Origin of the sequence: Janthinobacterium sp. UMAB-60 (assembly GCF_900095235.1) — a bacterium.
GTDB lineage: Bacteria > Pseudomonadota > Gammaproteobacteria > Burkholderiales > Burkholderiaceae_D > Janthinobacterium.
The window spans coordinates 1-24,431 of the sequence record NZ_LT607483.1; the positions used below are offsets into that span (position 1 = coordinate 1).

16 protein-coding genes and 1 pseudogene are annotated in these 24,431 nt (G+C 59.6%); 11 read left to right on the top strand and 6 right to left on the bottom strand.

Going from position 1 to position 24,431, the window contains the following annotated elements; translation table 11 throughout:
- Positions 1–121: 121 nt before the first annotated feature.
- A complete protein-coding gene (uraH, locus tag K0F86_RS03375; RefSeq protein WP_219132964.1) occupies positions 122–475 on the bottom strand; it encodes a hydroxyisourate hydrolase in 354 nt (117 codons plus the stop codon).
- Positions 476–596: 121 nt separating this feature from the next.
- Here uraH and puuE point away from each other — a divergent pair, with 121 nt between their 5' ends.
- The 10 genes from puuE (at position 597) to K0F86_RS03425 (ending at position 17,805) form a co-directional block, all read left to right on the top strand.
- Positions 597–1,550 (top strand): allantoinase PuuE, encoded by a 954-nt coding sequence (gene puuE / locus K0F86_RS03380; RefSeq protein ID WP_219132965.1) that lies wholly within the window; start codon positions 597–599, stop codon positions 1,548–1,550.
- Positions 1,551–1,659: 109 nt separating this feature from the next.
- Entirely contained in the window at positions 1,660–3,126 is a 1,467-nt protein-coding gene (gene xdhA / locus K0F86_RS03385; RefSeq protein ID WP_219132966.1) for a xanthine dehydrogenase small subunit, read from the top strand.
- A gap of 10 nt (positions 3,127–3,136) precedes the next feature.
- Positions 3,137–5,482 carry a xanthine dehydrogenase molybdopterin binding subunit gene (gene xdhB, locus K0F86_RS03390; RefSeq protein ID WP_219132967.1) on the top strand — a complete coding sequence of 782 codons (2,346 nt, stop codon included), beginning with the start codon at positions 3,137–3,139 and terminating at the stop codon, positions 5,480–5,482.
- Between the two features lie 9 nt (positions 5,483–5,491).
- Positions 5,492–6,559 carry a xanthine dehydrogenase accessory protein XdhC gene (gene xdhC / locus K0F86_RS03395; RefSeq protein ID WP_219132968.1) on the top strand — a complete coding sequence of 356 codons (1,068 nt, stop codon included), beginning with the start codon at positions 5,492–5,494 and terminating at the stop codon, positions 6,557–6,559.
- Between the two features lie 9 nt (positions 6,560–6,568).
- Positions 6,569–7,885: a guanine deaminase gene (guaD, locus tag K0F86_RS03400; protein ID WP_219132969.1), complete on the top strand. Its 1,317-nt coding sequence runs from the start codon at positions 6,569–6,571 to the stop codon at positions 7,883–7,885.
- A 43-nt stretch (positions 7,886–7,928) separates the two neighbouring features.
- Entirely contained in the window at positions 7,929–9,416 is a 1,488-nt protein-coding gene (locus K0F86_RS03405) for an adenosine deaminase (protein ID WP_219132970.1), read from the top strand.
- A gap of 793 nt (positions 9,417–10,209) precedes the next feature.
- A complete protein-coding gene (locus tag K0F86_RS03410) occupies positions 10,210–13,611 on the top strand; it encodes a TonB-dependent receptor (RefSeq protein ID WP_219132971.1) in 3,402 nt (1,133 codons plus the stop codon).
- Between the two features lie 163 nt (positions 13,612–13,774).
- The gene (locus K0F86_RS03415; protein WP_257571968.1) at positions 13,775–15,481 is read left to right on the top strand and encodes a bifunctional UDP-sugar hydrolase/5'-nucleotidase; all 1,707 of its coding nucleotides are present in this window, start codon (positions 13,775–13,777) and stop codon (positions 15,479–15,481) included.
- 18 nt (positions 15,482–15,499) lie between these two features.
- Positions 15,500–16,729, top strand: a complete 1,230-nt coding sequence (locus tag K0F86_RS03420; RefSeq protein WP_219132972.1) for a phospholipase D-like domain-containing protein — start codon at positions 15,500–15,502, stop codon at positions 16,727–16,729.
- 8 nt (positions 16,730–16,737) lie between these two features.
- Positions 16,738–17,805, top strand: coding sequence for a S1/P1 nuclease (locus K0F86_RS03425; RefSeq protein ID WP_219132973.1), 1,068 nt, complete (start codon positions 16,738–16,740; stop codon positions 17,803–17,805).
- A gap of 36 nt (positions 17,806–17,841) precedes the next feature.
- Here K0F86_RS03425 and K0F86_RS03430 read toward each other — a convergent pair whose 3' ends face one another.
- Complete coding sequence (locus K0F86_RS03430) at positions 17,842–18,606, bottom strand: DeoR/GlpR family DNA-binding transcription regulator (protein WP_219132974.1); 765 nt, start codon at positions 18,604–18,606, stop codon at positions 17,842–17,844.
- A 75-nt stretch (positions 18,607–18,681) separates the two neighbouring features.
- Between K0F86_RS03430 and K0F86_RS27915 the strand changes: the two are divergent.
- Positions 18,682–19,266, top strand: a pseudogene (locus K0F86_RS27915) (NUDIX domain-containing protein); the annotation flags it as partial.
- A gap of 419 nt (positions 19,267–19,685) precedes the next feature.
- Here K0F86_RS27915 and K0F86_RS03440 read toward each other — a convergent pair.
- The 4 genes from K0F86_RS03440 to K0F86_RS03455 form a co-directional block, all read right to left on the bottom strand.
- Positions 19,686–20,657, bottom strand: a complete 972-nt coding sequence (locus K0F86_RS03440; RefSeq protein ID WP_086145100.1) for an ABC transporter permease — start codon at positions 20,655–20,657, stop codon at positions 19,686–19,688.
- A gap of 4 nt (positions 20,658–20,661) precedes the next feature.
- Entirely contained in the window at positions 20,662–21,741 is a 1,080-nt protein-coding gene (locus tag K0F86_RS03445; RefSeq protein ID WP_034754518.1) for an ABC transporter permease, read from the bottom strand.
- Positions 21,738–23,267, bottom strand: a complete 1,530-nt coding sequence (locus K0F86_RS03450) for an ABC transporter ATP-binding protein (protein ID WP_219132976.1) — start codon at positions 23,265–23,267, stop codon at positions 21,738–21,740. The genes K0F86_RS03445 and K0F86_RS03450 overlap by 4 nt, the downstream gene beginning before the upstream one ends.
- Before the next feature lie 81 nt (positions 23,268–23,348).
- Positions 23,349–24,344: a BMP family protein gene (locus K0F86_RS03455; RefSeq protein ID WP_219132977.1), complete on the bottom strand. Its 996-nt coding sequence runs from the start codon at positions 24,342–24,344 to the stop codon at positions 23,349–23,351.
- Between the last annotated feature and the right edge of the window lie 87 nt (positions 24,345–24,431).

Below are 24,431 nucleotides of genomic sequence, written 5' to 3' on the forward strand. Positions count from 1 at the left end.
GCTTGTTATACGCAGTAGAGAAAAACCCCGCCAGCAATGGTGGGGTTTTTTTTCGTCTGGCGGTTTGAGTGTTAGCCCCAAGCGAAGGCTGGGGTCAGACCCGGCGGGTCTGACCCCGATATCAGCTACCGCGATAGGTCGAGTATGACCACGGCGACACCACCAGCGGTACATGGTAGTTTTCATCCGTATGCGCGATACCGAAGGACAGGGTAACCAGGTCGATGAAGCGGGGCGAGGGCAGTTCCACGCCCTGGGCGGCGAAATAGTCGCCGGCGTTGAATACCAGTTCGTACTGGCCCGCCTTCATGCTGTCGCCTTCCAGCAAGGGTGAACTGCAGCGGCCGTCGCTGTTGGTCATATCCATCTTCAATAACACTTTGCCTTCCGACGTGACTGAAAACAGGGCCACCTTGACGCCGGCTCCCGGCCTGCCGTGGGCGATATCGAGTACATGCGTGCTGAGTTTTCCCATTTGCTATCCTGTATATAGGGTGAGTGAATGTGCTTATCGTGCAAATCATATACCGGTGACTGCGCCTGGCTATATGATTGGGCATATAGCCAACATTGTCCTCCTATAGGCGCGCCTCCGCATGAACAATTACGAACATTATCCACGCGACTTGATCGGCTATGGCCGCACGCCACCGCATCCGCAATGGCCGGGCAAGGCCCGCATCGCCCTGCAATTCGTCCTCAATTACGAGGAGGGGGCGGAAAACAATGTGCTGCATGGCGATGCCGCCTCGGAAACGTTTTTATCGGAAATGATCGGTGCGGCCGCATTCCCTGCGCGCCACCTGAGCATGGAGTCGATTTATGAATACGGTTCGCGTGCCGGATTATGGCGCTTGCTGCGCATGTTCGAGGAGCGGCGCCTGCCATTGACCGTGTTTGGCGTATCGATGGCCCTGAAACGCAATCCGGAAGCGGTCGCCGCCTTCCAGCAACTGGGGCATGAAATCGCCTGTCATGGCCTGCGCTGGATTTCCTATCAAAACATGGATGAAGCGACGGAACGCGAACACATGCGCGAAGCCGTGCAGATCATCCGCGAATTGACGGGTTCCGCCCCGCAAGGCTGGTATACGGGGCGCGATTCACCGAATACGCGCAAACTGGTGGTCGAGCATGGCGGTTTTCGCTACGATGCCGATTATTACGGCGACGATCTGCCATTCTGGGAGAAAGTGGCGTACACGGATGCCGCCGGCATGCCGGCCGTGCAGCCGCAACTGATCGTGCCCTACACCCTGGACACGAATGACATGCGCTTTGCCGCCATGCAAGGCTTTAATTCAGGCACGCAATTTTTTGATTATCTGAAGGATGCCTTCGATGTGCTGTATGCGGAAGGCGATCCGAACGGCTTGAACCAGCCGAAGATGTTGTCCGTGGGCTTGCATTGCCGTCTGGTGGGGCGTCCGGGACGGGCTGCGGCACTGGCGCGCTTTCTCGACTATGTGCAGGGCCATGAGCAGGTGTGGATCACGCGCCGCATCGATATTGCCGAGCATTGGCATGCGACGCATCCCTATACTGTCTGACAGTGCCTTATAAGTATTGATATTGGATGATAAGTAAAATCAGTCTTTGCATATAGTTGTCGCATATGCCGGTGTTAATCTCCTATACTGGGACTATACCGAGGCCAGCATGTCAGAACCGATCCGCTTTTATTACCGTGGCGCCGTACAGGAAGTACGCAACGCCGCCCCTACGCAGACTGTGTTGCAGCACCTGCGCGAGGACTTGCATTGCACGGGTACCAAGGAGGGTTGCGCCGAGGGCGATTGTGGCGCCTGCACGGTGGTCATCGGCAGCCTGGTTGACGGCCAGGTCGAGATGAAGGCCGTCAACGCCTGCATCCAGCTCACGCCTACCCTCGATGGCAAGGCCCTGTTTTCCGTGGAAGACTTGCAACAGCCCGATGGCGCCTTGCATCCGGTGCAGCAGGCGATGGTCGAGTGCCACGGTTCCCAGTGCGGCTTTTGCACGCCCGGTTTTGTCATGTCGCTGTGGGGCATGTATCTGGAGAAAAATGGCGCCACGCCCACGCGCTGCGAAATCGACGACACGCTGTCTGGCAATCTGTGCCGCTGCACGGGCTACCGGCCCATCATCGATGCGGCCAGGCGCATGGGCGAATTGCCGCGTGTCACGTTCGATCGCGATGCCCTGGTGCAGCAATTGCAGGCGCTGCAGCGCGGCAGCCTGAGCACCTATGAACACGGCGGCCAGCACTTCCACGCGCCGCGCACCATTGATGAACTGGTGGCGCTGCGCGCGGCAAAGCCGCAAGCGTGCCTGCTGGCCGGTTCCACCGATATCGGCTTGTGGGTGACCAAGCAACTGCGCGACCTGGGCGACATCATTTATCTGGGCAACGTGGCCGCCCTGAAAACCATCGCCATCGTTGACGGCAAGCTGCAGATTGGCGCCGGCGCCAGCCTCAACGATGCGTATGCGGCGCTGTGCCAGCACTATCCTCAAGAATTGTCGGAACTGTGGCAGCGCTTTGCTTCCTTGCCGATTCGCAACGCCGGCACTTTGGGCGGCAATGTCGCCAATGGTTCGCCCATCGGCGACTCGATGCCGTGGCTGATTGCGCTGGGCAGCGAGATCGTACTGCGCGGGCCCGGCGGCCAGCGCATCATGCCGCTGGAAAATTTTTATCTCGGTTACCAAAAGAAAGATCTGCAGCCAGGCGAATTCGTCGAAGCCGTGCGCGTGCCCTTGTCCCGTACCGACGTGCAATTCCGCACGTATAAACTGGCCAAGCGCTTCGACCAGGATATCTCGGCCGTGTGCGCAGCATTTGCCTTCCAGCTCGACGGCGAGCGCATCGTCGATGCGCGCATCGCTTTTGGCGGCATGGCGGCCACGCCGCAGCGTGCCGCGCAAACGGAAGCGTTTCTGCGCGGACAAGCCTGGACGGAAGACAATTTGCTCATTGCCATGCGCTTGCTGGCCGACGATTACGCACCGCTGTCGGATATGCGCGCCTCGAATACCTATCGCATGACGACGGCGCAAAACCTGCTGCGCCGTTTCTGGCTGGAAACACGCCCCGGTGCGCCTTTGCTGCGCACCGCCGTCAACGCCTACGCTTGCCGCGCCTGAAAGGACCAGCATGAATCATCCTGTCACGCCCGAACTGCAAGCGGCCGCCTGGGCCGCCGTGGGCAAACCCAGCCCCCATGAATCGGCGCAATTGCATGTGCTGGGGCAAGCGACGTACACGGACGATATCGCCGAATTGCAAGGTACCTTGCACGCGGCACTGGGCCTGTCGCAAAAGCCGCATGCACGCATCACGGCCATGGATTTATCGGCCGTGCGCGCCGCTACCGGTGTTGTCGCCGTCTACACGGCGCAGGACATTCCCGGCACCAATGATTGCGGTCCCATCATCCATGACGATCCCATCCTGGCTGCGGAACTGGTGCAATACGTGGGCCAGCCTATCTTCATCGTCGTGGCCGATACGCATGACCATGCGCGCCGCGCCGCCCGCCTGGCGCAAGTGTCGTACGAGGAATTACCTGCCATCATGACGCCGCAAGCGGCCAAGGCGGCGCAATCGTATGTGCTGCCGCCCATGCAACTGACGCGCGGTAACTACCAGGCCGCGTTCGAGGGCGCGCCGCATGTGGTCAAGGGCCAGCTGTATGTGGGCGGGCAAGAACAGTTTTATCTGGAAGGACAGATTTCCTACGCCATCCCGAAGGAAGCGCAGGGCATGCTGGTGCTGTGTTCGACCCAGCATCCGAGCGAGATGCAGCACGTGGTGGCGCATGCGTTGGGCGTGCATTCACATAACATCACGGTCGAATGCCGGCGCATGGGCGGTGGTTTCGGCGGCAAGGAGTCGCAGTCGGCCCTATGGGCGGCGGCGGCATCGATTGCGGCGGCCAAACTCAAGCGTCCCGTCAAATTGCGCGCCGACCGCGACGACGATATGCTGGTAACGGGCAAGCGCCACTGTTTTTACTATGAATACGAAGTGGGCTACGACGCCGATGGCCGGATCCTGGCCGCCAGGGTCGACATGACCACGCGCGCGGGCTACTCGGTCGACTTGTCCGGCCCCGTCGCCACGCGCGCCGTCTGCCACTTCGACAACACCTACTATTTGTCCGACGTGGATATCCGCGCCGCCTGCGGCAAGACGAATACGCAGTCGAACACGGCTTTTCGTGGCTTCGGCGGGCCGCAGGGTGCCATTGCCATCGAGTACGTGATCGATGAAATCGCCCGCCATTTGCAACGCGATGCGCTCGATATCCGCCTGCTTAATTTCTATGGCCGCAACGATGCGGAAGGGCGCAATGTCACGCCGTACGGCCAGAAAATCGTCGACAACGTGATCCATGAACTCGTCGCTGAACTGGAAGACAGCAGCGATTACCGCGCGCGCCGCCGCGCCATCGATGCGTTCAACGAAGCCAGCCCGATCCTGAAGAAGGGCCTGGCATTCACGCCCTTGAAATTCGGCATCGCCTTCAACGTCACGCATCTGAACCAGGCGGGTGCCTTGGTCCACGTGTACGTGGATGGCTCCGTGCTGGTCAACCATGGCGGCACGGAAATGGGGCAGGGCATCAATACCAAGGTCATGCAGGTGGTGGCGCACGAGCTGGGCCTGGACCTGGACAAAGTGCGCGCCACCGCCACCGATACCAGCAAGGTGGCGAACACGTCGGCCACGGCGGCGTCCACCGGCGCCGACCTGAACGGCAAGGCGGCGCAGGATGCGGCGCGCCAGATCCGTGAACGCCTGGCCGATTACGCGGTCAAACTGTACGGCGGCGAGGTGGCTTGCGTGCGCTTCTTCGATAACCATATCCACGTGAATGGCCATGTCGTCGCGTTTGCCGAGCTCGTGCAGAAGGCGTATCTGGCGCGCGTGCAACTGTGGTCGGACGGTTTTTATGCCACGCCCGGCTTGTCGTGGGATGCGAAGACGATGACGGGCCATCCGTTTTCGTACTACGCGTATGGCGCGGCCGTGGCTGAAGTGGTGGTCGATACCCTGACGGGCGAGTGGAAATTGCTGCGCGCGGACGCCTTGTATGATGCGGGCCAGTCGCTCAATCCCGCGATTGATCTGGGTCAGGTAGAAGGTGCGTTTATCCAGGGCATGGGCTGGCTGACGACGGAGCAGCTGTGGTGGAATGCGGCGGGCAAGCTGATGACGCATGCGCCATCGACGTACAAGATTCCCGGCATTTCCGATTGCCCCGAGGATTTTCGCGTCAAGCTGTTCCAGAACCGCAATGTGGAAGACAGCATCCACCGCTCCAAAGCCGTGGGCGAGCCACCTTTATTGTTGCCGTTTTCCGTGTTCTTCGCCATCCGCGACGCCATCTCCAGCGTTGGCCATCACGCCGTGCAGCCACCGTTGAATGCGCCCGCCACCAGCGAGGAAATCCTCAAGGCGGTCATGGCCGTGCAAGCGGCGCATGCCGGCGCCTAGGAGCAGACGATGAGCGACTGGCTGGCAGCGATCGAGAATGACACGCAGGCATCCGTGCTGGTGACGGTCGCCCTGGTGGAAGGTTCCGGGCCGCGCGAGGCGGGCGCGAAGATGCGCGTCACCCTCGATGGCCAGGTCGACACCATCGGCGGCGGTCACCTGGAATTGCGCGCCGTGGAAATCGCCAAGACCATGCTGGCGACAGCAGACACGCATACGCGGCTCGAGCGTTTTGCACTGGGCCCCAGCCTGGGACAATGCTGCGGCGGCGTCGTCCACCTGGCGTTTGAGTATGTCGATGCCAGCTTGAAAACATTGCTGGCCGCCTTGCGCGAACGGCGCCAGCAAGACAGCTGGAAGGTAACGGCGCTCGATGGCGAGAGCGCGTCGGCGCTGTTCGATACCGCCGGTAGCTTGATTGCCGGCACGCCAAGCCAGGCGCCCGACACGTTTTCACGCGAGCGCGCAACCCATGTCGCGCAGGGGAGTGAAGGGCGGCGCTGGCTGGTCGACCCCTGCCTGGCGCCGCGCGCGCACCTGACCCTGTTTGGCGCCGGCCACGTGGGCGCGGCCATCGTGCGCGCGCTGGCCGATTTGCCCTGCACTATCACCTGGGTCGATGAGCGCGAAGACATGTTTCCCCTACAAATGCCAGATAATGTGTGCATCGCCGCCACCGACACGCCCGAGGAATTTGTCGCCATGGCGCCGCCGGGCGGCAGTTTTCTCGTCATGACGCATAGTCATGCACTCGATCAACGCCTGACGCAAGCCATCATGGCGCGCGAGGATGTGGGCTGGTTCGGACTAATCGGGTCGCAAACGAAACGCAAGCAATTCGAGCACCGCCTGCAGGCGCGCGGCGTGCCGGACCAGCGCATTGCCGCCATGGTGTGCCCGATCGGCATGCCCGGCATCCGCAACAAGGCGCCGGCCGTGATCGCCGCTTCCGTTGCCTGTCAATTATTGATGGTGTGGGAGCAAGCCGCCAGCGCGGCCCTGGCCGCACCGCTGCGGCTGGCCTCTGCCAGCGCGCCACCGCGCCGCCCGACACGCGCCGCCATTCACCCGTTATAGAAAGAAGTCATGCCGATTGTTCCCGCCACATTGCAAGCTTACCGTGCCAGCTTGCTGCACTTCCACGCCGATCCCGCTGTCACCGAGGAGGCGCACGCCTGGCATGCCGATGGCTTGCTGATCGTGGTCGATGGGAAAATCGTGGCGGCTGGCGATTACGCACAGCTGCAAGCGACTTTGCCGCCCGGCACCGAGATCGTCGACTACCGGGGCAAGCTGATCGTGCCCGGCTTCATCGATACGCATCTGCACTTCCCGCAGACGGAAATGATCGCCTCGCCCGCGCCCGGTTTGTTGCCGTGGCTGGAGACGTACACGTTTCCCACCGAGCGCGCATTTGAAGACCCTGTGCATGCGCGCGATGTCGCCGAGTTTTTCCTTGATGAACTGCTGCGCTGCGGCACCACCACGGCCATGGTGTATGGCAGCGTGCATCCGCAATCGGTCGACGCCTTCTTCGGCGCCAGCGAGGCGCGCGGCTTGCGTATGGTGGCGGGCAAGGTCATGATGGACCGCAATTGTCCCGAGTTCCTGCGTGACACAGCCGAGTCGGGCGCGCGCGAAAGCGAAGAGCTGATCCGGCGCTGGCACAAGCACGGCCGCTCGCTGTATGCGATCACGCCCCGTTTCGTGCCGACGTCGACGAATGAGCAGATGCACCTGGCGGGTGAACTGGCGCGCGCGTATCCGGATACGTATCTGCAGACGCACGTATCGGAAAACGAGGATGAATGCCGCTGGGTGCGCGAACTGCACCCGCAGGCGCGCAGCTACCTCGATGTGTATGACCAGTACGGCATGCTGCGCCCGCGCGCCATGTTCGGCCATTGCATCTGGCTCGATGAGCGCGACCGTGCGCGCATGGCGGAAACATCCTCGGCGGCCGCCATTTGCCCCACCTCCAACTTGTTCCTCGGTAGCGGCCTGTTCGATTTCGAGCGGGCCGACGCGGCGAAAGTGCTGCTGTCGCTGGCCACCGATGTGGGTGGCGGCACCTCGTTCTCGATGTTGCAAACCATGAACGAAGCCTATAAAGTAGCACGCTTGAAAGGCAGCTATCTGCCCGCCTTGCGCATGTTTTACCTGGCAACTTTGGGTGCGGCGCGGGCCATGCAACTGGAAGGCACTTTGGGCAATTTCGCGGCAGGCACGGAAGCGGATTTTATTGTGCTCGACAAGCAATCGACGCCGCTGCTGGCGCGCCGCACGGCGGGCTGTCAAAGCCTGGAGGAATTGCTGTTTGCCTTTGCGCTGCTGGGCGACGACCGCGCCGTGGCCGCCACCTATTCAGGCGGGCAATGCGTGCATGTGCGGGGGCAGGGCTGACCTACCCGTTGTTCAACACGAATTATCCTGAGCGAGAACGCGAATGCACAAGAAACTCACTGGCCTGGCGCTTGGCGCCGCGCTGGCATTGACCGGAACGGCGCAGGCCACCCCGTCTTCCAACGAAGCGGCCACCGCGCGTCATTTTGCCGCCCTGGTTACCGGCGCGCAGCCGAAGACAGCCGAGTTGAGCCTGTTCTTTTCCATGATGCCCAAGGGCGGCGATTTGCATCACCATTACTCGGGCGCCATTTACGCCGAGCAATTCCTTGACTGGGTCGACAAGGAAAACTATTGCGTCAACAAGACAACCTACCGCATCGAAAGCAACAAGGACGTCGTGGCGGCCGAGCGCGCCAAGCCGGCCGCGCAGCGTGGCTGCCTGTCGTCCACGGAAGTGTTCGCCGACGCGGGCCTGTATGCGGAATTGCTGCAGCGCTGGTCGACCAAGGATTTTTATAACCACGGCGCCATCCAGACGCCGCCGGACCGTACCTTCTTTGATACCTTCGGCTACTTCGGTCCCGTGGCATCGAGCAACACGGCCGATGGCCTGAACACCCTGAAGCAGCGCGCCATCGCGGAAAACCTCAGCTACATCGAGACGATTTTCGAACTGTCGCCGTTCGTACAAAACGCGCAGTTCGACCAGCAAGTGCTGGCGCCGGGTTTGCCGCCAGCAGCGTTGCAAGCCGTGCTGGCCAAGTGGACAAGCAGCCTGGAACAGGATGCCAGCTTCCAGAAAAGCATCACCGCCTATAACGATAACGTGAACGCCAGCAGCGCCGGCATCGACGATGCGAACTTCACCATGCGTTACCAGGCGTATGTACTGCGTTTCCTGTCGCCATCGCAAGTTTTTTCCTCGATGGTGGCCGCGTTCAAGGCAGCCAGCCTGAATCCACTGCTGGTGGGCGTGAACATCGTGGGCCAGGAAAGCGTGAATGTGTCCATGCGCGACTACAGCCTGCACATGGAAATGTTCAAGTTCCTCAAGGCAAAATATCCGAACGTCAAGATCGCCCTGCACGCGGGTGAGCTGGCGCTGGGCATGGTGCCGCCGGAAGGCATGGCTTTCCATATCGCCGAAGCCGTCGATGTGGCCGGCGCGGACCGGATTGGCCATGGCATGGATATCGCTTACGAGCACAATGCGCTGGTGACCATGCAGAAGATGCGCGAACGCAATATTCCCGTGGAAGTGAACCTGACCAGCAACGATTACATACTCGGCATCAAGGGACAGGCCCATCCGATCACCCTGTACCGCAAATATGGCGTGCCGTTCGTCATCTCCACCGATGATGCGGGCGTGTCGCGCAATACCCTGTCGAATGAGTACGTGCTGTTTGCCAGCCAGTACAAGACCGATTATGCGGAAATCAAAAAGCTGTCATACAACAGCCTGCGCTATTCCTTCCTGGCCGAAGCGGACAAGCAACGTTTGCTGAAAGCGCTCGATGCCCGTTTCACCCGTTTTGAAGCGCAAATTGCCGCTGCCGACAAGGCAGGCAAGAGCGGAAAACCGTAAGTTGCGCGACGTTCACAACTAATACTGTCAAGACGGCCGGATTCTCCGGCCGTTTTCCATTTTTCTTCCAAATTTCCCATGCTGTTGTTTTGTTAATTTTGTGGCGGCCATGCGACACAATTAACGGCAGATGCACGACTTTATCCAAATTCATGGATGAATCAATTTCAAGTACATATTGCTCATTTATAATCTCGCGCCATAAGCCCGGACGCTGTCAGCACGATATCAATCCAGCTAGTTACCACATGCTATTTATACTTTAAATATATAAATATGTAAAAAAAAACGTATTTGTCATCCATTTTTTGATGATGCATAGTGGGATGAGTGTGATATTAAAAAGTCACAATTCATATGGCTGATAGCGTATGAAGATGGGTATTTGCAGTAAATAAAGGTGAGATGCAGGGTGAAAACGCACAGTCAATGGAATAAATGACGACATTTTCCTGCTTCTTGCCGCCGTGTCACAGTCTTGAAATATTTAACAATTACACTCGCGGCTTGCCATGTTAGCCGGGTAGGCATGTCGGGTGAATGACACAGGTGCTAGCGCCCTGGGTCGTACGGATCGGTCGCTATTTTCCGCCGTTATTGTCTGGATAAGAATAGTTGTGATGTGTGGAGCGGCGTTTTGTAATGGTCTTGTCAGGACCACAGCCAGTCCAGCCGGCGTAACAGTTGCAGTATCGTAAAGAGGAAATGTTGTGTTTGTGTTGCTGTGCGGCGCAGCCGGACAGTGGGGCAATCCAGGATTTTCAAAAAATAATAGTCTTTTCTGGGGTTAAAGATGATCAATCACAAGCGACTTCGGCTAACGCAAATCGCGTTCAGCCTGTCTATTGCACTGGCGGCGGCACCATCGTTCGCACAGAACACTACGTCTTCCATCGGCGGCCGTATCTCGGCCACCGACGGCAAGCCGGCAGCTGGTGCCACCGTTACCATCGTGCATACCGAATCGGGTTCCGTGAATAACGTGACGACCGATGCGGAAGGCCGCTACGTCGCCCGCGGCTTGCGCGCTGGCGGTCCTTACACCATCACCATCACCAAGAATGGTGAAGTGGAAAAACGCGAAGGCGTGTACGTGTTGTTGGCGGAAACGGCCAACGTGGACGCCACCCTGGGCGCACCAATGCAAACCGTGAACGTAACAGGTTCCGGCGCGCGCGCGCAGATATTTAATCGCAGCAATATGGGTGCCGGCACCAATCTCGGTCCGACGGAATTGGCTACTCTGGCATCGGTTTCGCGCAGCTTGCAAGATTATGCCCGTATCGATCCACGTATTTCGCAAACCGACAAAGGCCGTAGCGAAATTTCGATGGGTGGTCAAAACTCCCGCTATAATTCGATGACGATTGACGGCGTGGCAGTGAACGATACTTTCGGACTGGAAGCTTCTGGTACCGCTACCGGCAAACAGCCTATCTCGATCGAAGCGATCCAGTCGGTGCAAGTGAACGTTGCGAACTATGACGTAACGCAAAAAGGTTACACGGGCGCCAACATTAATGCCGTCACCAAATCGGGCACCAATACGGTCAAGGGCAGTGCGTATTTCGCATTCCGTAATGACAAGATGTCCGGTGACCGCTATAACGACACCTCCAATAGCTACTACGCACCGCCACCGTCGAAAGATACTACCAAGGGCGTCACGTTGGGCGGACCGCTGATCAAGGACAAACTGTTCTTGTTCGCTAACTACGAAGAAACGTCGAGTTCGCGTAGTACCCCGACGTTTGGTCCGATTGGCAGTGCATTGACGAACGTTGCCATTTCGCAGCCCGCAATCGACGGTATTGCAGCTATTGCTAAAGATAAATATAACCTGGATATCGGTACGTCGGCGATCCCCGCTGGTACCAAATTCACGTCCAAGGATAAACTGCTCAAGGCTGACTGGAACTTGACGGACAGCCAGCGCCTGATGTTGCGTTATGCAAAGACTGAACAGGCGGAGCCATTCTTCACAGGCTTCTCGTCTACGGGCCTTTCCCTGAGCTCCTACTGGTATAACCAGAAGAAAAATCTGGAAACCGTGGTTGCCCAATGGACCGCAGAGTGGACACCAACGTTTTCGACCGAGTTGAAATTGTCGACGCGTAAGTATGACAGCATCCCTGAAACTAGTTCCAAGATGCCATCGATCGGCTTCCGCTTCTTCGGCGCCTTGCCGGATGGCGCGCCATCGAGCTTGGCGACTGGCAGTCGATACCTCAATTTCGGTACCGAAGCCAGCCGTCAAATGAACGTGCTGCGCACGGACACGAAAGATATTTACGCAGGTGCTAACTGGAGTCTGGGCGATCACGATATCAAGTTCGGTACGGATTACAGCGAAAACAAGATTTACAATGCATTCCTGCAAAACGTCAACGGCACTTACACCTTCGCTTGCCTGGACAAGATTTCGTATACGTTTGATACAACGGGCAATTTCACCTGCAGCGGCAAAACCGCTGCCGTGATCCAAGCCGCGACACTGGAAAACTTCAGCCGTGGACGCCCTGATGTCTATAATTTGCAAGCTCCAATCGATGGCAAATCTTTGGATGATGCCGTTGCTCGCTTTACGCTGAAAAACATCGGCTTGTTTGTCCAGGATACCTGGAACGTGAACAAGCAATTGACCGTTAGCGCCGGTTTGCGTATTGATGGTACCCGCGTCGGTGACTCGCCACTGAAAAATGAGGCGGCAGCATTGCCGGTCGGTCCACTGGTAAAAGGTCGCCAAACGGGTGGTTTTGGTGTTGATAATACGCATACCGTTGACGGTCAAAACCTGTATCAGCCACGCGTGGGCTTCAACTACAAGATGGACACCGCACGTCCGACGCAGATCCGCGGTGGTGCAGGCTTGTTCCAGGGTGCAGCATTGGCCGTGTGGCTGGGTAACCCATACCAAAACACTGGCGTGGTCATGCGTAACATCAGCTGCACGTTCACCGCACGTACTTGCCCAACCAATGGTGGTTTCTTCAGCCCGGATCCGACAAATCAACCAACAGGTGTGATCAGCAACATTCCTGCAGCCAAAGTCGATGTGCTGAGCACTGACCTGGCACAGCCTTCGGTCTGGAAGAGCAATCTCGCGATCGAGCATGAATTGCCATGGTTTGGTCTGGTGATCGGCGCGGAATACCTTCGTACGAAGACCAAGGATGCGATTTACTACAAAGAGCTGAACCTGGGGCCTGCGACGGCAACCGGTACCGATGGTCGTCCTCTGTACTACTCGGCTAATGGGTATCTGCAAAAATGCTGGAATGAAAATGGCGCGACGGGTGGCGCACCTTGTGCCTTTACACCTAAGGGCGCAAATAATCCAGCCTTTGCGCAGGTACTGCAGGCAACCAAGACCAAGGAAGGTCAAGGCAATATGCTGACCTTGAGCTTGCGCAGCCCTATGCGTAATGGCCTGTCGTGGGGCAGTTCGTACACCTACACTGACGCCACCGAAGTGTCGCCACTGACCTCGTCGACTTCCAGTTCGAACTTCGCTAGCCGCGCTTCGTTCGATCCGAATGAAAACGTTGCTTCGAATTCGAACTACCTGGTCAAGGACCGTTTCACGGCTCACGTTAGCTGGCAAAAGCGTTTCTTCAGCGAATACAAGACGAGCTTCGGTGTGTTCTATGAAGGTCGTAGTGGCAAGCCCTACAGCTGGACCATCAAGAATGACTTGAACGGCGACGGCTTGGCTGGCAATGATTTGATGTACATTCCCAAGGCACCTGGTTCGGGTGAAGTGGCTTTCTACGGTGCGACCGCAGAAGCCCGTGCAGCCAACGAGGCAGCTTTCTGGAAAATCGTGAACGCCAATGGCGACTTGCGTAAGGCCGCCGGTAGTGTGGTTGGCCGTAACCAGAGCTTTGCTCCGTGGACCAATAACATCGATATGCGTATCAGCCAGGAATTGCCAGGTTTGTTCAAAGGCAATCGTGGTTTGCTGACTCTGGACTTTATGAACGTTGGTAACATGATCAACCGTAAATGGGGTCATATCAATGAAGTATCTTTCCAGACCAACGGTGGCCTCGTGCGCAACTTCGTTGACTATGCTGGTCTGGATGAAAAGGGTCGTTACATTTACAACACCCGCGATGTATCGAGCCTTGAAACTCGTCAAACCAAAGGCGAATCTCAATGGGCAATTCAAGCCACGGTTAAGTACGAGTTCTAATCTCGTCCTTGCCTCGTAGCTTGGCAAGTTAAAAACGGCTGGTGGCGACACCGGCCGTTTTTTCGTTTATGTTCTGCTTTCTTGGATACTCTGATGGGCTTGCGGCGCTTGGCGTCCCCCGGACGAGACAGATTTTTTTGACAACGATGACTACGTGGGAACCATGAAACATCATCTGACACCGCTGGCCGCCGCGGCGGCCCTGACCTTGCTGCTGGCCGCCTGTGCCGCACCTTCCACGCCTCCCACGCCTTCCGTGGCACCCGTCGATATCAACCTGGTCGCCCTGAACGACTTCCACGGCAATCTCGACCGCAGCAAATTCACCTACACGAGTGTCGCTGATGCCGAGCGCAAGACGGTGCTGGCGGGCGGCATCGATACTTTGTCCGGCGCCTTGACGGCGTGGCGCCGCGAGGACGCGCAGCTGATTTTTGTCGGCAATGGCGACCTGGTCGGTGCCAGCCCCGCCATGTCGGCGCTGTGGGCCGATGAACCGAGCATCGTCGCCATGAATATGCTGGGCATGAAGGCCAGTTCCGTCGGCAACCATGAATTTGACCAGGGCAAGGCGGAACTGCTGCGCCAGCAGCGCGGCGGTTGCGCGTCGTCGCGCGCCGACAAGGCATGCAAATTTACGCCCGACTTCAAGGGCGCCAGCTACACCTACATGGCCGCCAATGTGATCGACACGCAAACGGGCAAGTCGCTGCTGCCCGCCTACAGCATCGAAGAGGCGCATGGTGTCAAGGTGGGCCTGATCGGCGCCGTGCTGAAAGATACGCCATCCGTGGTGACGGCCGCCGGCATTGCCGGCCTGCGGTTTGGCGATGAGGCCGACGCCATCAACGCCACCTTGCCGCAGTTGCGCGCGCAGGGCGTGGGCGTGTTCGTCGTGCTGCTGCACCAGGGCGGCGAGACAAAGGAGGCCGTCGACCAGCCCGATTGCAGCCACCTGAAGGGCGAAGTGGTCGATGTCGTGAAACGCCTCGATCCGGCGATTCAGCTGGTCATCAGCGGCCATTCGCACCAGGGCTATCTGTGCCGTGTCGATGGCCGCCTCGTGACGCAGGCACAGATGGGCGGACACATGTTGACGCGCATCAAGCTCAAGGTTGATCCCGTCAAGAATGCCGTTGTCGATGCCAGCGCGCACAACGTCGTCATGCTGCCAGGCATGTATGAGCCGGACCCGGCCGTGGCTGCCTACCTGGAATCTGTCAAGCAGCGCAGTGCGGCCGAATTGTCGCGTCCCGTGGCCGCCATCGCCGTGCCCAGTGTGGGCCGCAGCACCAAGGGCAGCGGCGCTTCCGCGCTGGGCGACCTGGTGGCCGACAGCACCCTGTTCGGCGCGCTCGCCGCTGGTGCGCAAATCGGCCTGATGAACAATGGCGGCATCCGCAAGGACCTGGAAGCGGGCACCGACCTGATGACGAATGTGGGCCAGAACCAGGCGGTTGTCCCGTTCGGTAATACCCTGATCGTGGTCAGTCTGTCCGGCGCGCAAATCCGTACCTTGCTTGAGCAGCAGTGGCCGGGCGCGGTAGCGGAAGACAACAACCTGTTGCAGGTGTCTGAAGGTTTTACTTACCGCTGGGACAGCACGCAGCCGCAAGGCCAGCGCGTGCTGCCGGGCAGCATCATGCTGAATGGCGTCGCCATTGATGACAATCAACAATACCGAATCGCCGCCAACAGTTTCCTCGCCGGCGGCGGCGACCGTTTCACCGTGCTGGCGGCCGGCACGCGCCGGTTCGACACGGGCGTGCGCGACATCGATGCCTTCAGCGATTACCTGATCGCCCGCGCGCGCGCCGGCAAGCCGGCAGGCAGCGCCACGGCGGCGGGCCGCATCGTGCGCGTCAAATAATCTTTACAAGGAAAAACCATGCGTCGTTTATCTGTTTCCCTGCTCGTCACTACCCTGTTCGCGGGCACGGCCCACGCCGATTTCACCATTCCCGGCTTTGAGCTGGTGCACACCTCGCCCGTGGAAACGAGCTTGACGAATCCCGACCTGCGCGAACCCGTCGCCGTGTGGCGCGAGCTGTTCGATGGTGCGAAAAAAGAGATCGTCATCGCCCAGTTCTATGCCGTCAGCAAACCGGGCACGGCTTTTGAAAAGGTGCTGGCCAGCCTGACGGCCGCCGGCCAGCGTGGCGTGAAAATCCGCTTCCTGCTGGACCAGAAGGGCGTGGGCCTGTCGGAAGCGGCCACCATCGCCCGGATCAAGGCGATTCCGAACCTGGACTTGCGCCTCATCGATTTCAATAAAATCACGGGCAACGGCATCGTGCACGCGAAATACCTGGCCGTCGATGGTGAGGTCGCGTACATCGGCAGCCAGAATTTCGACTGGCGCTCGTTCGAGCACATCCATGAAACGGGCTTGAGAATCACGGAGTCGGCCATGGTCAGCCAGGTGCAAGCGATCTTCGAGCAGGATTGGCAGGCGCAGGCATTGACGTCGCAAGGCAGCCGCGCCACGGTGCTCAACAGCAAGGTCGTGCCCGCCAACTACGCGCAAAACGCTTTCCTGCTGGCGAGCCCGAACGCCTACAACCCGGCCGGCGTGGGTGATTCGGAAACGGGTTTGCCTGCCTTGCTGGCCGAAGCGAAAAGCGAAGTGCGCATCCAGCTGCTCGATTACGCGCCGCTGTCCTACGGTCCGAACCGCACGCGGCCGTACTACGCCGTGATCGACAACGCCGTGCGCGCGGCGGCCCAGCGTGGCGTGAAAATCAAGCTGATGGTGTCCGCCTGGAACACGGAAGCGCCGGCCATCGCCTACCTGAAAAGCCTGGCCCTGGTGCCGAACGTGGAAATCCGCATCGTGACGATTCCTGCGGCCTCGACGGGGTTCATTCCATTTGCGCGCGTGATCCACAGCAAGACCATGAGCATCGACGGCAAGCTGGCCTGGGTCGGCACGAGCAACTGGGCGGGCGGCTATTTCGACTTGTCGCGCAACCTGGAAGTGGTGCTGCGCAACGAGCCGATGGCGCAGCGCATCGCCGCGCTGCATGAGCAGACGTGGAGCTCGGCGTATGCACAGCCGATCGACATCAACCGGCAGTATCCGAAGCCGGCGAAAGCCGCGCCGCAAGGCAAGGAGTAAGGGTGAGCATGAAAAAAATACTCTGCGTGCTGGCGCTGGGCGCCGCATTCGCTTCTGGCAATGTGCTGGCCTGGGGCAATGACGGCCACCGCGCCGTCGGTGCCATCGCCGATCAATTGCTCAAGGGTAGCGCGGCCCAGGCGCATATCGCCCAATTGCTGTTGCCTGGCGAAAGCCTGGAAAAGATCGCCAACTGGCCCGATTGCGTGAAGGGTACGTATTGCGGCCCGCAATCGCCGGAAATGCTGTCCTACGTCGCGGCCAATCCCAAGCATGGCGAATTCCATTACACGAACGTGCCATTCCAGAATGCGCACTACCATGACCATGGCGTGGGCACGGCTGACGACGATATCGTGCAAACGCTCAAACAGGCGATCCTGGTGCTGCAGGGCAAGGCTGATGCGGCCAGCAATCCGCACGGCTTCAGCCAGCGCGAAGCACTGATTCTGATCACGCATCTGGTAGGCGATATCCACCAGCCTTTGCATGTGGGCAATGCGTTTCTCGGCAAGGATGGCCAGTTTTTCGTGCCCGCCACGCAGGCGCAGATCGACGATGTCGCCGTTTTCAATGCGCGTGGCGGCAACGACTTGCTGCTCGACGATGCGAAGATGACGGCCCTGTCGGACGCCGTGATAGCCGCGCCGTTGCCAGCGGAAGAGGGGACAGCAAAAGCTCCAGCGTATCCGAAGTCGCCCACCAGGCCCCTGCATTCGTATTGGGATACGACTGTCGTCGATTACGCCATGCGCCGCCTGAGCACGCGCACGCCGCAGCAGTTCGCGCGTACCGTGATCGCCAGCGCGCCTCTGGTGAGCGCCAATAGCGGCGACCCTGTCACCTGGCCGTATCAGTGGGCCGATGCCTCGCTGGCGGCCTCAAAGATTGCTTTCACGGACGTGGTGGCCGGCCCGGCCACGCAGCAGACCAGCCGCAAGGGGGATGTCTACAACGTCTGGAGCTTGACGGTGCCGGACAATTATCCTGTGCCCAGCTCGGCGTTGGCGAAGCAGCAACTGATCGAGGGCGGCTATCGCCTGGCCGCCGTGCTGCAGGCGATTTGGCCGCAGTAAAGATGTCATGCGAAAGCGGCCTGCGGGCCGCTTTTTTCATGCCAGGGTGATGGCGATGCCCATCTCGCGGTACGGAGCGAGCAGGGCGTCGTCCACGTCGCGGTGCACGATGATATCGCTGACCTGGCTCAAGGGCGCGATCTGGAACGGCGAGGTTGTGTTGAACTTTTCCGGCGAGGCCAGCACAACGGTGCGTGCGGCGGCATCGCTCAGCGCGCGTTTCACGCACGCTTCTTCATAGTCCCCGGTGGTGATGCCCGCCTGCGGATGCAGGCTGGACACGCCCATGAAATACAGGTCGGCGCGGATGCGGCCGATGGCTTCCACGGTGGCCGCGCCGACAGCCACGATCGAGTGCTTGTACAGGCGTCCGCCCAGCATCAGCACGTCGATCGATGGGTGATTCACCAGTTCGACGGCAATCGACGGGCTGTGCGTGACGACGGTGGCGCGCAAATCGCGCGGCAACTGGCGCGCCAGTTGCACGGTGGTGGTGCCGCCATCGAGAAACACCACTTGCCCCGTTTGTATCATGGCGCCCGCCGCGCGGCCGATGGCGGGCTTGGCTTCGGGCGAGATCTGTTCGCGCCCCGCAAACGGCGCCAGCGCGGGCGAGCGGGGCAGCAAGGGCAGGGCGCCGCCGTGCACGCGCTCCAATAAACCCTCTTTCGCCAGCTCGCGCAAGTCGCGCCGTATCGTGTCTTCCGACAAGCCCAGACTATCGCTGACGGCCTTGGCGACGAGCTGCCCTTCGCGCTGGAGCAAGTCCAGCAGATATTGTTTGCGTTGATGTGTCAGCATGGTTTTTCTTGTATTTTCTTGATATTGCACGAGTTTGCATGATAAAGTTGACGAACGCAAGCACAAGGAGACACTATGCGCGAAGAAAATAGCAAGCAGCAACGGGTCCGCATCCACGACGTGCAGACCCTGTCGCACGACTGGTATCTGTTGCAAAAGACCACATTCGATTACCTGCGCCATGATGGCGAATGGCAGACACAGACGCGGGAAACCTATGACCGCGGCGATGGCGCCACCATCCTGCTCTACAACAAGGAACGTCGCACGGTGATCCTGATCCGCCAGTTCCGCTTTCCCACGTATCGCGCAGGCCACGATGGTTTCCTGATTGAATCAGCGGCCGGCTTGCTGGAAGAGGCCAGCGCGGAGCAGCGCATCCGTGCCGAGGTGGAAGAGGAAACCGGTTACCGGGTGGGGCAGGTGCACAAGATATTTCAGGCCTTCATGAGTCCCGGCTCCGTAACGGAGCGCCTGCATTTCTTTGTCGCCGAATACGATCCGGCCAGCCGCATCGGCGACGGCGGCGGCCTGGCGCACGAGGGAGAAGATATCGAGGTGCTGGAACTGCCGCTGGCGCAAGCAATGCGCATGGTGGCCGATGGCCGCATCTGCGATGGCAAGACCATCATGCTGCTGCAGCATGCGCAGCTGCACCTGATGCCGCGCAAACTTGGCATGCAAATCCTCGTTGCCGGCCCCTACCGCTCGGGCACGGGCGATGATCCCACACTGATGGCGGCGAATGTCGCGGCCATGCAAGCCGTCTGCCTGCCTCTGTATGCCAAGGGTCACATGCCCGTGCTCGGTGAATGGCTGGCCTTGCCCATGCTGGCGCTGGCCGGCTCCACCCGGGTGGGCGATGCCGTGTATGAAGACCTGTTCCACGCGCACGCGACGCGTCTATTAAGCCACTGCGATGCCGTGCTGAGAATCGGCGGTGCGTCTGGCGGAGCGGACCAGATGGTGGCTGTAGCGCGCAGTCTGGGTTTGCCCGTGTATTGTTCGCTGGACGAGATTCCACAGGCATAAAAAAAGCGAAGCCCGGGGGCTTCGCTTTTGCATTCGCTCGTTGAAATTTAACGAGATTTGACGAACGGGATACCGATCGCTTTCGGCGCGATGGATTTCGCCATCAAGCCCGCCAGCACGATCACGGTGACCACGTACGGCACCATCTGGATCAGCGAGCCGGGGATGCGGCCCACGACGGGCAAGTCCACGCCTTCAATCTGGATCTGGATGGCGGCAAAGAAGCCGAACATCAGGCAGCCGAGGAAAGTGTAGACGGGACGCCAGTTGCCGAACACCATGGCCGTCAGGGCCAGGTAGCCGGCGCCGGCCGACATGTCGCGCAGGAAGAAGCCGCTTTGCACGATGGCCAGGTACGCGCCCGAGAACGAGCACAGGATGCCGGCCACCAGCATGGCCAGGTAGCGCGTCGCTTCCACGCTCACGCCGGCCGAGTCGGCCGCGTGCGGGTTTTCGCCGCAGGCGCGCAGGCGCAGGCCGAAACGCGTGTGGTACAGCAGCCAGTGCACAAGCGGGATCAGCAGGAACGCCACGTAGACGAGGATGGAATGGCCGCCGATCAGGTGGGCATACACCCAGCCGATGAAGGGGATGTGCTCCACGTATTGCGTGCCCGGCAAGACCACGTCGAACAGCCGCGCCGAACCGAGGTCGGGCGTGCGGCCGCCTTGCTGGAAGAAAAATTGCGCCAGCACGAAGGTCAGTCCGCTCATGGCGATGTTGATCGCCATGCCGGCCACCAGCTGATTGCCCTTTTGCGTGATGCTGACATACGCCTGCAGCAAGGCCAGGGCGACGCAGACGAGCATGCCGGCGGCCATGCCGTAATACGGGTTTTGCGTCGTGTAGGCCACGGCGGCGGAAGCGAAGGCGCTGGCCAGGATCTTGCCTTCCAGGCCGATGTCGATCATGCCGCTGCGTTCGGCGAACAGGCCGGCCATGGCGGCAAAGATCAGGACGGGCGCATTGCGCACGGTCGATACCAGGATGCTGGCGAAATGAAAGTCGTCGAGTGTCATGGTGTTAGCCTTTGGTGCGCTTGAGCAGGGCGGAAATGGCTGGTGCGTAGAAGTTTTCCATGGCGCCGCAGAACAGGATGATCAAGCCCTGGATGAAAATGAACGTTTCCGTCGGGATATTCGGTTTTTCCAGCGACAGGTCGAAGCCGCCCTGGATCAGCGCGCCGAACAGCACGGCCGACAAAAAGATGCCGACCGGATGCTGGCGGCCCATCAGGGCGATGGCGATGCCGATGAAACCGGCGCCACCGACGAAGTTGAGCGACAGATAATGCGTCGAACCCATGATGGAATTGACGGAACCGAGACCCGCCAGCGCGCCGGAAATCAACATGACGATGATGATCATCTTGCTGATCGACACGCCCGCATAGTGGGCCGCATGCTTGTTCAGGCCCGTGGCGCGCAGCTTGAAGCCCCACGACGAGCGCCAGACCATCACGCCGTAGATCACCAGCGCGGCGATCGCCAGGATAAAGCTGATGTTCAGCGGCGTGTCGCCCAGCGACGGGAACCAGGTGGAGAGGCGCGGCATTTCGCCGCTTTCCGCAAACACGCGGCTGGCCGTGTTCTGCTCGCCCGGCGGAATCAGGTACTTCACGATAATGAAGTTCATCAGGCTGGCGGCGATGAAGTTGAACATGATGGTGGTCACCACGATGTGGCTGCCGCGCTTGGCTTGCAGATAGCCGGGCAAGAAGCCCCACAGCGCGCCGAACAGGGCCGCGCCGATCATGGCGGCAGGAATCAAGAGCCAGGCGGGCAGGGTCTGGTCGAAGGCCAGCATGGCCACCGTCAGGCCCAGGCCGCCGATATACATCTGGCCTTCGGAACCGATATTGAACAGGCCGGCCTGCATCGCCACGGAAACCGACAGGCCCGTGAAAATGAAGGTGCTGGCGTAGAACAGGGTGTAGCTCAAGCCTTCCGGATTGAGGATGGCGCTGTGGACCAGGATCGACAGCGATTCGGCGGGGTCTTCGCCCAGCATATAAATCACCAGGGCGGCGACCAGCAAGGCCGACAGCAGGTTTAACATGGGCATGACAAAGGCTGTCGCCCAGCGTGGCAAGTCGTTATTCATGATTTATGCATTCCCCCCATCAACAGACCGATGCGGGTGGTATCGAATTCTTCAATTTTCAGTTCGCCGGTGATGCGTCCGCCGCACATGACGAGAATGCGGTCGGCCAGCGCCCGCACTTCTTCCAGTTCGACGGACACCAGCAGGATCGCCACGCCCGCGTCGCGCAGGGCCAGCAATTGCGTATGGATGCTTTCGATGGTGCCGATGTCGACGCCGCGCGTGGGTTGTCCCACCAGCATCAGTTTCGGCTTGGCCAGCACTTCGCGCGCGATCACCACCTTTTGCTGGTTACCGCCCGACAATAAGCCGATGCGCAGGTCAGGGTTCGCCGGACGCACGTCGAAGGTTTTCAGCAGTTCCGCGCAGCGCGCGCCGATGGCCTTGAAGTTGAACAGGCCCCAGCGGTTTTTCAGGTGATCCTGGTAACCGAGGATGGTGTTTTGCATGACGGAAAAATTCTTCACCACGCCGTCGCGCAAGCGGTCTTCCGGAATGTGGGCGATGCCCAGCTCGCGGAAGGCCAGCGGCAAGCCGTCGGCATCGTGGCGCTTGGCAAACGGCAAGTCCTTGTCCAGGAAGCGCAGCTTGCCGGACGTTGGCAAGCGCATGCCCGACAAAATTTCCAGCAGTTCGCTCTGGCCATTGCCGGAAACACCCGCGATGGCGACGATTTCACCGGCGCGCAAGTTGAAGCCGATGTCGGCCAGCAGCTTGACTTGCTGCGCGTCGGCCAGTTGCAGACCGTCGACTTCCAGCACCGTGGCGCCCGGATTGTAGGGTGCACGGGGCAAGTGGCTCTGGATGGGGCGGCCCACCATCATGTTGGCCAGCTCCTCTTTCGAGGTAGTCGCAGTGGCAACGGCGCCCACCACCGTGCCGCCGCGCATGACGGTGACGTTGTCGGTGATTTCCAGGATCTCTTGCAGTTTGTGCGTGATCAGGATGATGGTCTTGCCTTGCTCCTTGAACAGGCGCAAAATTTCAAACAGCGACGCCGTTTCCTGGGCCGTCAGCACGGCCGTCGGCTCGTCGAGGATCAGGATATTGGCGCTGCGGTAAATCTGCTTGAGGATTTCCACGCGCTGCTGCGCCCCGACGGACAGGTCTTCGATCTTCGCCAGCGGGTCGACGTCGAGGCGGTAGCGCGCGCAAATCTCGCGCAGCTTGGCTTCCGCTTCGGCACGGTGGCTGGCCAGGCGAAAACCGCCTTCCGTGCCCAGCATGATATTGTCGAGGACGGTGAAGTTCTCGACCAGCATGAAATGCTGGTGCACCATGCCGATGCCGAGATTGATCGCTTCCTGGCTGTTGCGGATAGGCTGTACTTTTCCGTCGAGCAAGATTTCTCCGCCGTCGGCACGGTAATACCCGTACAGGATGCTCATCAAGGTCGATTTGCCGGCGCCGTTTTCCCCCACCAGGCCATGGATACTGCCCTTGGCGATGGAGAAACTGACGTCGGCGTTCGCCTTCACATGTCCAAACTGCTTGGAAATGCTGCGAAATTCTACTGCTGGCTGCATAGGTTCATAACTGGATAGTTTCATGGAAACGCGCCGCGCGGAGACAGGCCCCGGCGGCGCGCTAGAAGATACGGAGAAAAATTAAACCGGGCAGCTGCTGCCGACGCGGTAATCGATCACTTTGATCTTGCCATCGATAATGTCCTTACGCGCACCCAACACGCGCTTTTCGATTTCCGGCGTAATCAGCTTGCGGTTGTTGGCGTCGAGCGCCCAATCCACGCCGCCTTCTTTCAAGCCTTTATAGCTGACGCCACCCTTCCAGGTGCCGTTCTTGACTTCCATGAAGCTGTCATACACCGTGTTGTCGACGCGCTTGACCATCGAAGTCAGGATGCTGCCCGGATACAAACCATTCTGGTTCGAATCGACGCCGATGGCCAGCTTGCCTTTTTCCTTGGCCATTTGCAGCGTGCCCATGCCGCTGCCGCCGGCCACGGCGAAGACGACATCGACGCCGCGCTCGAATTGCGAGCGGGCCAGTTCGCCACCTTTGGCCGGGTCATTCCAGGCGCCGGACGTGGTACCGACCATGTTTTGCGTGATTTCCGCTTTCGGATTGACGGCCTTGACGCCTTGCGCGTAGCCGCAGGCGAAGTTGCGGATCAGCGGGATATCGATGCCGCCGATGAAGCCGACCTTCTTGCTCTTGCTGGCCATGGCTGCAGCCACGCCCACCAGGTAGGAGCCTTCTTCTTCCTTGAAGACGACGGAATTGACGTTGCTGCCGGCGGCCTGGCCGTCGATCAGCACGAATTTCACGTTCGGGAATTCTTTTGCGACTTTTTGCACGGCTTGCGTTTGCGCAAAGCCGATGGCGGCGATCATGTCGAGTTTCTTGCGGGCCAGGCCGCGCATGACTTGCTCGGCTTGCGTATCGCTCGATGCCTGAACTTCGATGAAGGAAATGCCTGTGTCTTTTTTGAAGCGCGAGGCACCTTCGAAAGCGGATTGGTTGAACGACTTGTCGAACTTGCCGCCCGCGTCATACACGACACCCAGTTTTGGGGTAGCCGCGGACGCTTGAGCAGTCAACAATACGGCTGCGATCGTCAAACTAAATTGTGTAAGTTTCATGAATTGGCTCCTGGAAGATCGATATTGTATATTTTTTATAGGTGAAACATATAATTTGGGGCCGATTTAGCCTGTTTTTGATGCACG

Excerpts from the sequence above, each read along its gene's own strand:
- uraH (WP_219132964.1), bottom strand. The coding sequence starts at position 475 with ATGGGAAAACTCAGCACGCATGTACTCGATATCGCCCACGGCAGGCCG.
- K0F86_RS03415 (WP_257571968.1), top strand. The coding sequence starts at position 13,775 with ATGAAACATCATCTGACACCGCTGGCCGCCGCGGCGGCCCTGACCTTG.
- xdhC (WP_219132968.1), top strand. The coding sequence starts at position 5,492 with ATGAGCGACTGGCTGGCAGCGATCGAGAATGACACGCAGGCATCCGTG.
- K0F86_RS03440 (WP_086145100.1), bottom strand. The coding sequence starts at position 20,657 with ATGACACTCGACGACTTTCATTTCGCCAGCATCCTGGTATCGACCGTG.
- K0F86_RS03405 (WP_219132970.1), top strand. The coding sequence starts at position 7,929 with ATGCACAAGAAACTCACTGGCCTGGCGCTTGGCGCCGCGCTGGCATTG.
- xdhB (WP_219132967.1), top strand. The coding sequence starts at position 3,137 with ATGAATCATCCTGTCACGCCCGAACTGCAAGCGGCCGCCTGGGCCGCC.
- K0F86_RS03455 (WP_219132977.1), bottom strand. The coding sequence starts at position 24,344 with ATGAAACTTACACAATTTAGTTTGACGATCGCAGCCGTATTGTTGACT.
- K0F86_RS03410 (WP_219132971.1), top strand. The coding sequence starts at position 10,210 with ATGATCAATCACAAGCGACTTCGGCTAACGCAAATCGCGTTCAGCCTG.
- K0F86_RS03430 (WP_219132974.1), bottom strand. The coding sequence starts at position 18,606 with ATGCTGACACATCAACGCAAACAATATCTGCTGGACTTGCTCCAGCGC.
- K0F86_RS03450 (WP_219132976.1), bottom strand. The coding sequence starts at position 23,267 with ATGCAGCCAGCAGTAGAATTTCGCAGCATTTCCAAGCAGTTTGGACAT.
- K0F86_RS03425 (WP_219132973.1), top strand. The coding sequence starts at position 16,738 with ATGAAAAAAATACTCTGCGTGCTGGCGCTGGGCGCCGCATTCGCTTCT.
- xdhA (WP_219132966.1), top strand. The coding sequence starts at position 1,660 with ATGTCAGAACCGATCCGCTTTTATTACCGTGGCGCCGTACAGGAAGTA.
- K0F86_RS03445 (WP_034754518.1), bottom strand. The coding sequence starts at position 21,741 with ATGAATAACGACTTGCCACGCTGGGCGACAGCCTTTGTCATGCCCATG.
- guaD (WP_219132969.1), top strand. The coding sequence starts at position 6,569 with ATGCCGATTGTTCCCGCCACATTGCAAGCTTACCGTGCCAGCTTGCTG.
- K0F86_RS03420 (WP_219132972.1), top strand. The coding sequence starts at position 15,500 with ATGCGTCGTTTATCTGTTTCCCTGCTCGTCACTACCCTGTTCGCGGGC.
- puuE (WP_219132965.1), top strand. The coding sequence starts at position 597 with ATGAACAATTACGAACATTATCCACGCGACTTGATCGGCTATGGCCGC.